This window comes from Roseburia sp. AF02-12 (genome assembly GCF_003461765.1).
GTDB lineage: Bacteria > Bacillota > Clostridia > Lachnospirales > Lachnospiraceae > Roseburia_C > Roseburia_C amylophila.
This window is the reverse complement of sequence record NZ_QTXS01000001.1, coordinates 526,765-540,818: the sequence shown is the minus strand read 5'-3', so window position 1 is coordinate 540,818 and position 14,054 is coordinate 526,765. Positions and strand designations below refer to the sequence as shown.

The following is a 14,054-nucleotide window of genomic DNA, read 5'->3' as shown; positions in this document are numbered from 1 at the left end:
CTATCCTCCTATATACCAAAGATTGCCATAAATACACCGGCAGCTACTGCTGTACCGATAACACCGGCAACGTTTGGTCCCATTGCATGCATAAGTAAAAAGTTTGTCGGGTCTTCTTCTGCACCGACCTTCTGCGATACACGCGCAGCCATAGGCACGGCGGAAACTCCGGCAGAACCAATCAACGGATTAATTTTTCCTTTGGTAATCCAGCAAAGCAGTTTTCCAAAGAGGACTCCGGCTGCAGTACCAAACATAAATGCAATCAGTCCAAGAGCAACAATCTTAAGTGTGCTGAAATTTAAGAATGCTTCTGCACTGGTAGATGCACCAACGGAAGTACCCAGAAGAATAACTACGATATACATCAAAGCATTGGATGCTGTATCTGTAAGCTGTCTGACTACACCAGACTCACGGAAGAGGTTACCAAGCATAAGCATACCAACCAACGGAGCAGTTGTCGGAAGAATCAGACATACAATTGTAGTAACTACGATTGGGAACAAAATCTTCTCCAGTTTGGATACCGGACGAAGGTTCTCCATCTTGATTGCACGTTCTTTCTTTGTTGTAAACAGTTTCATAATTGGCGGCTGAATAATCGGAACCAGAGACATATAAGAATATGCTGCCACCGCAATCGGTCCCATCAATGCAGCCTGTCCTAATTTACCGGCAAGGAAGATAGAGGTCGGACCATCTGCTCCACCGATAATAGATACGGCTGCTGCTCCCTTGTCATTGAATCCCATCAGAATTGCAAGCAGGTAAGCTCCGAAAATACCGAACTGTGCTGCTGCTCCTAAAAGGAAGCTGATTGGGTTTGCAATCAAAGGGCCAAAGTCTGTCATCGCACCAACTCCAAGGAAAATCAGAGAAGGTAAGATTGACCACTCATCCAGAGTATAGAAATAATAAAGTAAACCACCGACACCATTGCTGGTCTCTTCCGGACTTGCAATAATGTCCGGATAAATATTAACCAGAAGCATACCAAATGCAATCGGAACCAGAAGAAGAGGTTCATAACCTTTCTTGATTGCCAGATATAAGAATACGCAGGCAATTACAATCATAAGGTAGTTACCCCAGGTCAGGTTAAAGAATGCAGTCTGATGCAGGAGGTTACTCATTGTGTCTCCAACATAACTTAACATAATTTTCCTCCTAGTTGTTCATTGTAGCAAGTAATGCTCCTGCTTCTACGCTGTCACCAACTGCAACTTCGATGCTTGCAACTGTTCCGTCTTCCGGTGCAACAACAGGAGTCTCCATTTTCATAATTTCAAGAATCAGAACTGCATCACCTTTCTTTACTGCTGTTCCAGGCTGAGCCTCAATCTTGAATACTTTTCCGGCTGCTCCGGCTTCAATCTTAATGCTTCCTGCTCCGGCTGCTGCCTTAGGTGCTGCTGCTTTTGCTGCAGGAGCTGCTGCTGCTTTTCTTGGTGCAGCTACAGGTGCAGATGCTCCGTTCTCTTCTACGGTAACATCATAAACATTTCCATTTACTGTAATTGTATAGTTTTTCATCTTTATATCCTCCTAATTATTCTTCAAACTATCTTCTCTTAATGGAACGTACTACAAATCCATCTGTAGAACTTCCTGTTGCTGCCGCAATTGCAGCAGAGATAACTGCAACAAGTTCCAAATCATCCTGAACCAGCTCTTCTTTCTGAGCAATCTGTTCTACTACTTTATCTTCTTTTGCAGCAGTTGCATCAGCCGCATTCTTTTTCTTATTCTGTAAATAAGGAATAATGCGGAATGCATAAATAATAATACTGATTAAAATTAAGATTACAAATACGGTACCCATGCCCATAAGTGTATTCATTCCGGCTTTGCCCATTTTCTCGCCAAGTGAATATACCTTGTCAAATGTCATACTGGTAAGTTCCGGTGTGTCTGTAGTTGTATCAAATACAACAGTAAAACTCAAATCACGGTTGGTATAATTCAATGTCTGTTCCATTACCATTGTCTTATTTGACTCTGTCATGGTAAAGTCACCAAATCCCTGGAAATCTCCTTCGTCAGCAACAGCTTCTTTCCAACTGCTATAGAAGTTGTAGTTTACTGCATCGCTCTTCTCTGAAATGGAAGAAAGAGCATTATCAATATCAGCTTCTGACACAGTAGTTATCTGCTGTACTGTCTGTTGTACTGTATCCTTCCACTGGTCATAGGTGCCTCCATTGAATGTTATTGAAGTCTGATCTGTCTTACCACAGGCCGTAACAGAAAATGCAAGCACGAAAACACATACAAGCATCCACAATTTTTTCTTCATAAGATTCACCTTTCTATTTTGTTCCATGTTTCTTATATGGAGTATCCATACGTTTTGTAAACAGCATTTCAAAAGCTGCTACAAGATATTTTCTGGTATCAGCAGGCTCAATAATCAAGTCTACATATCCTCTCTTAGCTGCAGTTACAACGTTAGACTGTAATGCCTCATATTCTTTTGCTTTCTCAGCAAGCTTGTCCGCATCAGCGTCTGCATACATAATCTCTGCTGCAAGACGTGCATCCATCATACCGGTCTTAACATCCGGCCATGCGTATACAAGGTCAGCACCGATTGCTTTGGAGTTCATCATTACTGCTGCACTTCCGTAAGCATTACCGGTAAGCAGGCTAACCTTAGGAACGGTAGCATTTGCAAATGCATATGTAAGTTTAGCCAGAGCTTTTGCAAGTCTTCTTTCGCTGCATTTTGTTGCTGTAAATCCAGCCACATTGGTAAGAGATAATACAGGAATATCAAATGCATCACAGAACTGGATGAATTCAGAAGCTTTTTCACAGCCTTTTGCACAAAGTGCCACATCATGCTCTGCGACTTTCTTTCCTTCTTCATCATATTCTTCTGTGCAGTTAGCAACAGCACCGACAGTCAGTCCGTTTAACTGGATGAATCCGGTTACCATGCTCTTTGCATAATCCTTCTTTGTCTCTAAGAAATTGTGATTATCAGAAATCTCGCTTAATACGAAACGAGGATCGCCTTTCATGGTATCTACATTTTCGCATGCACGGTTCAAATCATCTTCACAGTCTTCCATATAACCATTCTCTGTGTTATCTGCCGGAAGCATGCAGACCAGTTCACGAATCTGTGCAAAGATTTCTTCTTCAGAACCTGCCATATCAATGACGCCGGTCTCTGTGCTCTGGAAATCTGCAGAAGAAGTATCACATTTTCCAACGTAATTTCCTTCGATTGCGTTTGGTGCATTTACAAACATTTTGGCTTTATCAGCTTCCATATATGCAAAATCACATAATCCAGGTACTACGGTAAGTCCGCCGCCACAGTTGCCAAATACAGCACAAATCTGTGGAATTACTCCGGATGCCATAACCTGTTTTTCATAAATCATTCCTAATGCATTCAAAGCATCTACTGATTCCTGAAGACGAACTCCGGCACAATCCAAAAGTCCGATTACCGGTGCACCCATCTTCATCGCCCTGTCATAAACAGCTGCAATTTTCTTTGCATGCATCTCGCCAATTGTTCCATTTAATACGGAAGAATCCTGACTGTAGACAAATACCAGATTACCATCAATCAGACCATGTCCGGTAATGACACCATCTGATGGCGTAGCTTCATCTGCCAGATTAAAATCCGTATTTCTTGCGGTTACCAGAGAACCGATTTCCATAAAGCTGTTTTCATCCAGCAAACGGCAAATTCTCTGTTCTGCTAAGTTATTACTTCTGTTGCTCATCTCTTAGTCCTCCATCTATTTTAGAAAAAATAAAATTTTTCGCTAGGGTAATTGTAGTACATTGACCAAAACTTTTCAATAGCAAATTGTTAATTTTTTCACAGATTTTACATATCGCATTTTATGGCTGATTTTCTGACTTTATAAAGAAAAAAGGTCAACCATTCTGAGGCAGCTGTAGCGGTAATCCCATGCCGAAACACTGTCTTTTAAGACAAGTTCTTCCTCTCTCACCACCTGCCCATTCAGTATATACTTAAGGGTTCCAACAGTAGTTCCTGCTTCCACCGGAGCCTCAAGTCTCTGCTTTCTCTCCAATTTAAATTCAATGGATTCATCCTTACGAAGCAGTATATTTTCTATCTGTTTTTCCTCTGTCCTGTTCTGAACCTCTGTCATCTTAATTCTGCTATAGTCGTCTGTCTTTGCTCCCTTTATCTCAAGCGGATACTCTGCTTCCTTGGGGATTTCCAACTCCAGAAGATTTACCTTTTCAAAAGAATCAATTCCATACTGCATCAACTGTTTTGTGTCTGACCATTTATAATTCTTATTGTTTGGCCAGCCGCAGCCTAAAAGTGCCACCACATAGGTACGGTCATCCCTCCGCAATGCTCCCACATAACAGTATCCGGCATTGCCCGTAAAACCGGTTTTACCACTGATTGCTCCGTCCATCATCGTAAGGAAACGGTTATGATTATTGCAGCTGTAGTTTCGTGTTCCTTCTATATTAGAAAAGGAATAGGACGGTGTCTGCGTAATTTCAAGAAAAGTCTCTTTCATGGGAGACTCATTGATGCAATAGCTCATAATCCGGGCAAGGTCGGCTGCTGTCGTTCCATGGAATCCGTTTTCATCTTCCTTATCCAGTCCGTTTGGCGTAATGAAATAGGTATCCATGCAGCCAAGCTCCGCCGCCTTCTCATTCATCAAGCCAGCAAATGCCTCCACACTTCCTGCCACATGTTCCGCAATTGCCACTGCCGAATCATTGTGGGATTCTAACATCAGAGAGAAACAAAGGTCTTTTAATAAAAACTGTTCCCCACTTGCTCCATTCAGCTGCACATCCGGCTGGGAGGCTGCATAATCAGAAAATGTAACTACGTCATTTAAATCTGCATGCTCTAAGGTTACAATCAATGTCATAATCTTTGTCGTACTGGCATTTGCCCGGCGCACATCCTCTTCTTTTCCAAACAAAATACGCCCTGAATCCGCATCCATTAAGCATGCAGACAGCGCGTACAAATTCTTTGGTTCTTCGATTTCTATTTCATTTTCTTCCTGCGTTTCATCCGGATTATCCTGTGGCAGCAGTTCTGCCGGAATATGATTGGAACTAAAAAATATAAAAAGCAGAGATAATGCTGTCATTTTCTTCCACCGTCTCTTTTTCATGACCGCTCCGAAATACATTTTCTCTGCATTCTATTCATTTCTTTCTATGATTATACTTTGATTATACTTCCGCTTACTACATTCCCTGTTGCTATACTTCAAGCTTCATTTCCGCTTCCTGTTCAGCCTGATGCTTGAATTCTTCCACCTGGTCTTCATTCAGCACCGGGAGTTCATCGATGGAATGCACACCAAAGCTCCGTAAGAATTCCTCTGTTGTGCCAAATAGCATCGGTCTGCCCGGAGCATCCAATCTTCCCACTTCATTGACCAGATTATATTCCACCAGTTTGCTTACTGCATGGTCGCAGGATACGCCACGGATTTTTTCAATCTCCGCCTTGGTGATTGGCTGCTTATAAGCAATGATGGATAAGGTCTCTAACAGTACGTCTGTAAGGACACGCTTCTTTGGCTGTTTTGCAATCCGAATCAGATATTCATACATTTCATTCTTCGTACACATCTGATAAGCACCGTCCAGTTCGATAATCTGGATACCTCTTTCTTCCTGCTCATATTTCTGCTGGAGTGCTTCTATTTTCTTTTTGGTTTCCTGTTTGTCTAATTCAATTGCATTGGCAATTTTATCCAATTCTACCGATTCCCCCATGGTAAATAAAATTGCTTCTATAATTGCTTCATAATTCTTTTCTTCCATTACTACCCTCATATAATAAGAGCCTAGGCTGCAACCTTGGACTCTATTCTGATATCATCAAATATTTTATCCTGATAAATGGTTATCTTGCCCGTCTTCATCAGCTCAAGCACTGCAAGGAAGGTCACGATAATCTCCATCTTGCCACACTGTGCTTCTAAAAGACTGCGGAAGCTGAAATGTGGATGTGTCATTGCATACTGCTCTAAATATACCATTTTATCGGACAGTGATACTTCTTCTTTCTCAATCTTGCCAAATTTGGAACGAACCGGGTCAATCTTATCTTCCTGCTTACGCATGATGGATTTGAAAATATCATTCAATTTCTTCAATGTGACATCTGCCATCAGTTCCTCTAAATCCACCGGCTCTTCATAGGCAGCTACCTCGTCCGGAATCGTCGGCTCCTTAAACATCACCTTTTCCGCATCCATCTGACGGTCTTTTAATTCATAGGAAATGCATTTATACATCTTATATTCCAAAAGCTGTTCTACCAGTTCTGCTCTCGGGTCTTCTGCTTCCTCTTCTTCTGTCTCTTTTGCCGGAAGAAGCATCTTTGATTTAATATCAATCAGTGTGGCTGCCATAACTAAGAACTCACTCATAACATTTAAATCCTGCCGCTTCATTTCCCGGATATATTCCATATACTGATTGGTAATCTCCACAATTGGGATATCATAGATATTTACTTTATTCTTATCCAGCAGATGAAGGAGCAAATCTAACGGTCCTTCGAACACCTGCAGCTTTACTGTTAATTCCATTTCAAAACCTCTCCATTCTTTCCTAGCACATCTATTTTAACGGTATCTAAGAAAAAACGCAAGTGTTTTCACAAGATTTAGTGTTTTTCACAACTTTATATCACAAATCAAGCAATATCTTGTGGTTTTATAACCATAAACACAAGTTCCGCCCGGTTAAGGATTCTGATATGAAAGGTATGGGTTCCAAGCCCCCGGCTTACGATTACTTTCTTTCCCTCAAAATCAAAGGCTCCTGCATCATATTTCGGGAACCACTGAAACTGCGGAGAAATCAGGCTTCCAACGCCCGGAATCCGTATCAGTCCTCCATGATTATGTCCGCAAAGAGTCAAATCCGCTCCCCAGTCTGCATATTCCTTCGCGTATCTTGGATTGTGTGCTAACAGCACCTGAAATGTATCTTCCGTCTGCTCCGGAAGCATTTTCTCAAGATAATCCTGTGGAAGTGGCACATCCACTCCTTTTTTATAACAGGACAATGGAATTTCAAGCCCGGTAACCGCCAGTTCTCCAAAAGCTTCTGTTTCATTATGCAGTACATGGATGCCAAGCTCTTTTACCTTATTTTCAAAAGCGAAAAATTTCTCCTGATACTCACTTTTTCTTATGTGGGCACGGGATTCATGATTTCCGTAAGAATAATAAACCGGTGCAATCCTGCACAGTTCTTCCAATATCTTTAACGCTGTCTCATAGGTGTCACTTTTCCTGCTAACCACCATATCTCCTGGAATCAGAATCAGATCCGGCTGTCCACTTCTAATTGCATCCAAAAGCCGGATGTTGTCTTTTCCATACTGAAAACCATGCAAATCTGCCAGTACTGCTGCCTTATATTCTCTTTGCACTTTACCACTTTTTATCTCATAATCCGTTCTTGCAAATTTTTTTAATTCCTGCCACTGCCAGATTATGTAAACCAAAATCACACATGCTATTACAATAATGATTTTTAATAACATCTTTCACCTCTTTGCATCAACAAAATAAACCATGCTTTATCTGCATATTTCTTTCTCTTCTCTATTAAAATGTAATAGAACATACCGGAGGTATTCTTATGCATACCATTCTTTCCATTTTCATAAGCCTGTCTCTTCTTGGCCCGGCCTTTTTACCAATGGCATCACAATTTTCTGTTCTTGCAGAAAACGAAACTCCTGCAGAATCCAACAATCCATCCCCTGATGCTTCCATGCCAGATGCTTCCAATCCGGATGCTGCTTCCGATGCATCTGCTCCGGTCGCATTGTCCGCTCCCAGTGCTCTTTTAATGGAAGCATCTACCGGAACTATCATCTATGAAAAAGATGCTCATTCCATCCTGCATCCTGCCAGCATTACGAAAATCATGACACTGATTCTGATTTTCGATGCTCTGGACGCACAAAAAATTTCCCTGGATGATGTTGTCACAGTTTCGGAACATGCTGCAAGCATGGGCGGTTCCCAGGTCTTCTTAGAGCCGGGTGAAACCCAGACCGTTGATACCATGATAAAGTGTATCAGTGTTGCCAGTGCCAATGACGCCTGCGTTGCCATGGCAGAATTCATTGCCGGTTCGGAAGATGCCTTCGTTGCCCAGATGAATGAGCGGGCTGCCGGTCTTGGTATGAAGGATACCAACTTTGTTAACTGCTGCGGTCTTGACGTTGACAATCATATGACCAGTGCCTATGATGTTGCTCTAATGTCCCGGGAATTAATCACAAAATATCCGCAGATACATAATTATTCTACCATCTGGATGGAAAATATTACCCATGTCACGAAAAAAGGGTCTTCCGAATTTGGTTTAACCAACACCAATAAGCTCATCAAACAATACGCCTATGCCACTGGATTAAAAACCGGTTCCACCGGTCTTGCCAAGTACTGTGTCTCAGCCACTGCTGAAAAAGATAACATTAAACTCATCGCAGTCATTATGGCTGCACCGGATTATAAAGTGCGTTTTGCTGATGCGTCCGCCCTTTTAGACTATGGTTTTTCCGTATGCCGGCTCTATCAGGATACCACACCGCCCGCTCTGCCGGAATTATCAGTACGGGGTGGCACTGATAAAAAGGTCAGTCTTTCCTATGAAGGAACCTTTTCATATCTTGATACTGCAGGAAATGACTTAAATCTTATTGAAAAAAAGCTTTCTCTTCCAGAAGAAATAAAAGCTCCGGTAACACAGGGAAAAGAAGCCGGCACACTTTACTATACATTAAATGAAAAAGAAATCGGCTCCATCCGTGTCTTATATGATACTACAATTCCAAAAGCTACCTATCAGGATTATTTTCGTAAGACGCTTACTTATTTCTTCTCCCTGTAAAACCTTTTCTACAAAAGCGGGGCCAGCAGACGCAGACAGGTCTGTATCATCCGTACTCCTACAAATCTGTGTTTGCAGAATTCCAGATCAATCTGCTGTGACTGTCCGATTACCGCAAGTGCATCTTCTTTTAACTGCAGCACTGCCTCGGTCTTATAGCACCAGACTCCGCATTCAAAATGCAGATACATACTGCGGTAATCCAGATTGATACTGCCTACGGTAGCAATTTTATCATCACAGACAAAACTCTTTGCATGAATAAATCCCGGTGTATACTGATAAATCTTTACACCACTTTCAATAAGAACACCATAATCTGCCTGTGTCAGAAGATAAACAAATTTCTTATCCGGAATTCCAGGTGTTACAATCCGCACATCCACACCACGTTTTGCCGCATTCTGAAGGCTTACCAGCATTTCATGGTCAATAATCAGATACGGGGTGAAAATGTAGACATACTTTTGTGCTGAATTAATAATGTTCATGTATACATTCTCGCCGGTATTTTCGTGATCTAACGGTGTATCACTATACGGCTGCACATATCCAACGGATGGAATCTTTGCCACATAGTCTGCATCCGGCCGGAACTTCTCATAATCCTCCGTGGAATTTATTATATAATTCCACATTTCAAGAAACATACAGGTAAAGCTCCATACCGCTGCACCTTTCATACGGATTCCGGTATCCTTCCAGTATCCAAACCGCTCAATTTCATTGATATATTCATCTGCAATATTGATTCCACCAGTAAATGCAACATTTCCATCAATAACGAGGATTTTTCTGTGGTCACGGTTATTCATAATGACAGCAAGTCTCGCCCGCAACGGATTAAACGCCGCACATTTAATTCCGATTTTCTGCAATTCCTTATAGAAATTATTCGGCAGTGTCGTAATGCAGCCAACATCATCATAAATCAGACGTACTTCTACGCCCTCTTCCACTTTTTCCTTCAAAAGCTGAATCAGCTCCCGGAACATCTTTCCATCATCTAAAATAAAATATTCCAGAAAAACAAACTTTTTCGCTTTCCGGATTTCTTCTAACATAACCGGAAACATTTCTTCTCCGGACGGATAATAATTTGTTGCTGTATGTTCATAAACTGGAAAATGCGCCCAGTCACTGATATATGAAGACTGTCCAGCGGCAACCGGATCTTCTTCTGCCAGCCGTTCTCTGCACGCTTTATCTTCTGTAAGAAGCGGTTCTACTTCCTCATTTACGCGGTTCATTTTCTCTCTTGCCTTTCTGGTGAGTTCCGGTCTTCCAAATACCACGTACAGCAACAATCCGAGCAACGGAAACATCAGAATAATAAATACCCATGCCAGCCGGTATGCCGGATTCATTCTTCGATTTACAACGAATAAAGCTACGATAAATGCAAGTATATTGAGAATCAGGTTGATGTAAGTAGACATTTTACCAACTTCCAGCAGCAGATAAAATAAATATCCAAACTGAAGTAAAATAAGTAAAACTGTGATAAAAAGTCTGCTGATTAAAACTTTAAATATTTTCTTCACCTTATTCCCTCCTCTTTCTTTTCTACCCCTTGTTTTATGCGTATTCTTCATTCTACCGCATTTTCTCCCAGAAATCAAATGTCCGGCGTATTCCTTTCCCTCTGTCTCTTTCTCTTTCTCTTTCTTTCTGCTTTTTATCTCTTCCAGGCTATTTTCTTTTATCGAATCAGCCGCATGACATCCAGCCTCCCCCAGCCCTGTGCATGCTTGGATTTTCCAGTATCTACACTCGTCTCATAAAGCCGCAGTTTTACTTCTGCCGGTTTTAGATTTGGATAACGGCTTAAAAGCACCGCGACCGCCCCCACCACCACCGGTGTTGCCATAGAGGTTCCACTTTTCATCTCATAACCATTTCCCATCCGCTTACAGCTGACAATCGCTGTTCCAGGAGCCACTACTTCTGGTTTCATAATGCAGGCTTCCGTCGGACCCCTCCCACTATACCCACGCATCAGACCCAGATTTTTTACTTCTCCTTCCTCATCATCACTGCTGCCCACCGTTATAATCTTCCGGCATAGCCCCGGTATCGTAATACTCTTATCCTTTGGCCCGTTATTTCCTGCAGCAGCAACCACTACGATTCCTGCGTCCCAGACTGCTTCAATTGCTGCTAACAATTCCTCCTGTTCTTCCCTTCTGGCCGAAGCAAGCATTCCTACGGAAATATTTAAGATTCTTATATTCATTTTCCCATAATTTGCAATCAGCCATTTTAATGCAGATACCACCAGTCTGGTATTACCTTTTCCCATGCGGTCTAATACTTTTATCGAAAATATCTGTGCTCCCGGAGCCATTCCCCGGTAACGTCCATGGGAAGCGAAACCAGAACCTGCAATAATTCCGGAAACATGGGTTCCATGACCGTTATCATCATAAAGTATCTTCTTATCACCTACATAATCACGAAATCCTCTGATTCTTTGTCCAAAATCAATATGAGTTCCGATTCCTGTATCCATCACGGCTACCGTGACATTATTTCCAATATATCCTAGTTTATGAGCTTCATTCACCCTTGTAATCTGTCTGACCCGTTCCATACTGCACCATTTTATGTTTTCTTATAATATATGCAGTGCAGCATTTTTGACCACCGGCAGAGCTTTCCGGATACCCGAAAAGGAAGTTTACTCAGCAAACTCGGCTCTTTTTTTCTGCCAGACTTTTTCTTCGCTACTTACGTAAAAAGGCGTATACCCTTGTGGATTTTCATCCGCAAAAGCATACGCCTTATTTTATTTATGTGAGCCTTGAAAAATCACATGCCATAAATCTATAATTAGTTCTGAGCAGGAACATCCTTGATGGAGAAGCTGATTCTTCCCATTCTGTCTTTGCCCATGCAGATACAGGTTACTGTATCACCAAGAGTCAGAACATCTTCTACATGTTCGATTCTCTCTTTCGCAATCTTGGAAATGTGAACCATTCCCTCTTTGCCCGGTGCAAATTCGATGAATGCACCAAATTCTTTGATGCTTACTACTTTACCAGTGAAAATCTGACCTTCTTCAAAATCAGTTGTAATGATACGGATCATGTCAGCAGCTTTCTCAAGCATTGCTTTATCGGTACCACAGATGCTTACTGCACCTTCATCATTGATGTCAATCTTAACACCAGTGCGGTCGATAATCTCGTTGATTGTCTTACCCTTCTGACCTACTACATCACCAATCTTAGCCGGATCAATCTGAACCTGAAGAATCTTTGGAGCATACTGTCCAACTTCTTTTCTTGGCTCAGCAATTGCTTTGGACATAACTTCGTCCATGATATAAAGTCTTGCTTCCCTGGTTCTTCTGATTGCTTCTTCTACGATAGGTCTTGTTAATCCGTGAATCTTAATATCCATCTGGATTGCAGTAATACCGTCATGTGTACCAGTTACCTTGAAGTCCATATCTCCGAAGAAGTCCTCAAGTCCCTGAATATCGGTTAATACGATGTAATCATCATCTGTCTCACCAGTTACCAGACCACAGGAAATACCTGCAACCATTTTCTTAATCGGAACACCTGCAGCCATAAGTGCCATACAGGATGCACAGGTAGATGCCATAGAGGTAGAACCATTAGATTCAAAGGTCTCGGATACGGCACGGATTGCATATGGGAATTCTTCTTCAGAAGGAAGAACCGGAACCAATGCTTTCTCAGCCAGTGCTCCATGTCCGATTTCACGACGTCCCGGTCCTCTGGAAGGTTTTGTTTCTCCAACAGAGTAGGATGGGAAATTGTAATGGTGCATATATCTCTTGGTGGTAATATTCTCATCTAATCCATCGATTTTCTGAACTTCAGATAATGGAGCTAATGTTACAACATCACAAATCTGAGTCTGTCCACGGGTAAACATAGCAGAACCATGTACTCTAGGAATAATATCAACCTCAGATGCCAGCGGACGAATCTGGTTGATTGCTCTTCCATCCGGACGTTTGTGGTCTTTTAAAATCATCTTACGAACGGTCTTCTTCTGATACTGATATACAGCCTCACCAACTAATGGAAGCCACTCTTCGTTATCTGCAAATGCCTCTTCCATTTTCTCTGTTACTTTACGGATATTTTCTTCTCTGGTCTGTTTGTCGTCAGAGAATACTGCTACTTCCATCTCATCCGGTGTAACAATCTCACGCATAGCTGCAAACATTTCCTCTGGAACTGCACAGCTTGTATATTCATGTTTTGGTTTACCAACTTCGTTTACCAGTTTCATAATGAAATCATTAATGGTCTGGTTGATGTCGTGTGCCATGTAAATTGCTTCAATCATTTTATCTTCCGGAATCTCATTTGCTCCGGCTTCAATCATGATTACTTTCTCTCTGGTAGAAGCAACCGTCAACTGTAAATCACCATTGTCCCAAACTTCCTGGGATGGGTTGATTACAAATTCACCATCTTTCATTCCGACCTGTGTCATAGCACATGGTCCGTCAAATGGGATGTCCGAAATGCAGGTTGCAATCGCAGAACCAAGCATTGCTACGATTTCCGGACGGCATTCCGGGTCAACGCTCATAACGAGGTTGTTTAATGTTACATCATTACGATAATCCTTTGGGAATAACGGACGCATAGGTCTGTCAATTACACGGGAAGTAAGAATTGCATTCTCAGATGCTTTTCCTTCTCTCTTATTAAATCCGCCAGGGATTTTTCCTACTGCATAAGATTTTTCTTCGAACTCTACGCTAAGAGGGAAAAAGTCGATTCCGTCTCTTGGCTTTTCAGATGCTGTTGCAGTAGATAATACAGTGGTATCACCGTAGTGCATGAATGCACATCCATTTGCCTGTTTACCCACACGGTTAATATCAACCGTAAGAGTTCTTCCGGCAAGTTCCATTGAATAACTCTGGTACATATCATTTCTCCTTTTTTGTATACAGGATATTCCTGCTTATTATGGCAGAAGTTCCGAAATGGTGCTGTTTGCAGCCATCCGGAGGTGTATCGACCGAAACTACTGATTAACACAATCTGTAATTGCACTAATCAGTGGTCTCGGAATCGTCCTTCTGCCGTTCTTACATTGTCATCCATAAGACTCTGTACTTGCAGTTCCTTACGGATATCCGG

The 14,054-nt window shown here is 41.9% G+C and carries 12 protein-coding genes; 1 reads left to right on the top strand and 11 read right to left on the bottom strand.

The window, feature by feature from the left end:
• Positions 1 to 8 precede the first annotated feature (8 nt).
• The 8 genes from DV740_RS02540 to DV740_RS02505 form a co-directional block, all read right to left on the bottom strand.
• Positions 9 to 1,160 (bottom strand): sodium ion-translocating decarboxylase subunit beta, encoded by a 1,152-nt coding sequence (locus tag DV740_RS02540; RefSeq protein WP_117697187.1) that lies wholly within the window; start codon positions 1,158 to 1,160, stop codon positions 9 to 11.
• Positions 1,161 to 1,170: 10 nt separating this feature from the next.
• A complete protein-coding gene (locus DV740_RS02535) occupies positions 1,171 to 1,536 on the bottom strand; it encodes a biotin/lipoyl-containing protein (protein WP_022243728.1) in 366 nt (121 codons plus the stop codon).
• A 28-nt stretch (positions 1,537 to 1,564) separates the two neighbouring features.
• Entirely contained in the window at positions 1,565 to 2,299 is a 735-nt protein-coding gene (locus tag DV740_RS02530) for an OadG family transporter subunit (protein WP_118087420.1), read from the bottom strand.
• Positions 2,300 to 2,312: 13 nt separating this feature from the next.
• Positions 2,313 to 3,749, bottom strand: coding sequence for an acyl-CoA carboxylase subunit beta (locus tag DV740_RS02525; RefSeq protein ID WP_118087419.1), 1,437 nt, complete (start codon positions 3,747 to 3,749; stop codon positions 2,313 to 2,315).
• Positions 3,750 to 3,890: 141 nt separating this feature from the next.
• Positions 3,891 to 5,153, bottom strand: coding sequence for a D-alanyl-D-alanine carboxypeptidase family protein (locus DV740_RS02520; protein ID WP_242994195.1), 1,263 nt, complete (start codon positions 5,151 to 5,153; stop codon positions 3,891 to 3,893).
• Positions 5,154 to 5,244: 91 nt separating this feature from the next.
• The gene (gene scpB, locus DV740_RS02515; protein WP_117841006.1) at positions 5,245 to 5,814 is read right to left on the bottom strand and encodes an SMC-Scp complex subunit ScpB; all 570 of its coding nucleotides are present in this window, start codon (positions 5,812 to 5,814) and stop codon (positions 5,245 to 5,247) included.
• Between the two features lie 23 nt (positions 5,815 to 5,837).
• Positions 5,838 to 6,587 carry a segregation and condensation protein A gene (locus DV740_RS02510; RefSeq protein WP_118087418.1) on the bottom strand — a complete coding sequence of 250 codons (750 nt, stop codon included), beginning with the start codon at positions 6,585 to 6,587 and terminating at the stop codon, positions 5,838 to 5,840.
• Between the two features lie 107 nt (positions 6,588 to 6,694).
• Positions 6,695 to 7,552 carry a metallophosphoesterase gene (locus DV740_RS02505; protein ID WP_118087417.1) on the bottom strand — a complete coding sequence of 286 codons (858 nt, stop codon included), beginning with the start codon at positions 7,550 to 7,552 and terminating at the stop codon, positions 6,695 to 6,697.
• Between the two features lie 98 nt (positions 7,553 to 7,650).
• On the opposite strand from DV740_RS02505, the gene DV740_RS02500 reads away from it, so the two are divergent.
• Positions 7,651 to 8,913 (top strand): D-alanyl-D-alanine carboxypeptidase family protein, encoded by a 1,263-nt coding sequence (locus DV740_RS02500; RefSeq protein WP_118087416.1) that lies wholly within the window; start codon positions 7,651 to 7,653, stop codon positions 8,911 to 8,913.
• Between the two features lie 8 nt (positions 8,914 to 8,921).
• On the opposite strand, the gene cls is transcribed toward DV740_RS02500, so the two are convergent.
• The 3 genes from cls to DV740_RS02485 form a co-directional block, all read right to left on the bottom strand.
• A complete protein-coding gene (gene cls / locus DV740_RS02495; RefSeq protein ID WP_118087415.1) occupies positions 8,922 to 10,457 on the bottom strand; it encodes a cardiolipin synthase in 1,536 nt (511 codons plus the stop codon).
• 158 nt (positions 10,458 to 10,615) lie between these two features.
• The gene (locus tag DV740_RS02490; RefSeq protein ID WP_118087414.1) at positions 10,616 to 11,506 is read right to left on the bottom strand and encodes a S8 family peptidase; all 891 of its coding nucleotides are present in this window, start codon (positions 11,504 to 11,506) and stop codon (positions 10,616 to 10,618) included.
• Between the two features lie 239 nt (positions 11,507 to 11,745).
• A complete protein-coding gene (locus DV740_RS02485; protein ID WP_117697175.1) occupies positions 11,746 to 13,839 on the bottom strand; it encodes a polyribonucleotide nucleotidyltransferase in 2,094 nt (697 codons plus the stop codon).
• Positions 13,840 to 14,054 lie beyond the last annotated feature (215 nt).

Bases quoted from the DNA above. Each gene is read 5' to 3' on its own strand.
- scpB (WP_117841006.1), bottom strand. From the start codon at position 5,814: ATGGAAGAAAAGAATTATGAAGCAATTATAGAAGCAATTTTATTTACC.
- DV740_RS02510 (WP_118087418.1), bottom strand. From the start codon at position 6,587: ATGGAATTAACAGTAAAGCTGCAGGTGTTCGAAGGACCGTTAGATTTG.
- DV740_RS02500 (WP_118087416.1), top strand. From the start codon at position 7,651: ATGCATACCATTCTTTCCATTTTCATAAGCCTGTCTCTTCTTGGCCCG.
- DV740_RS02530 (WP_118087420.1), bottom strand. From the start codon at position 2,299: ATGAAGAAAAAATTGTGGATGCTTGTATGTGTTTTCGTGCTTGCATTT.
- DV740_RS02485 (WP_117697175.1), bottom strand. From the start codon at position 13,839: ATGTACCAGAGTTATTCAATGGAACTTGCCGGAAGAACTCTTACGGTT.
- DV740_RS02490 (WP_118087414.1), bottom strand. From the start codon at position 11,506: ATGGAACGGGTCAGACAGATTACAAGGGTGAATGAAGCTCATAAACTA.
- DV740_RS02540 (WP_117697187.1), bottom strand. From the start codon at position 1,160: ATGTTAAGTTATGTTGGAGACACAATGAGTAACCTCCTGCATCAGACT.
- DV740_RS02505 (WP_118087417.1), bottom strand. From the start codon at position 7,552: ATGTTATTAAAAATCATTATTGTAATAGCATGTGTGATTTTGGTTTAC.
- DV740_RS02520 (WP_242994195.1), bottom strand. From the start codon at position 5,153: ATGAAAAAGAGACGGTGGAAGAAAATGACAGCATTATCTCTGCTTTTT.
- DV740_RS02525 (WP_118087419.1), bottom strand. From the start codon at position 3,749: ATGAGCAACAGAAGTAATAACTTAGCAGAACAGAGAATTTGCCGTTTG.
- DV740_RS02535 (WP_022243728.1), bottom strand. From the start codon at position 1,536: ATGAAAAACTATACAATTACAGTAAATGGAAATGTTTATGATGTTACC.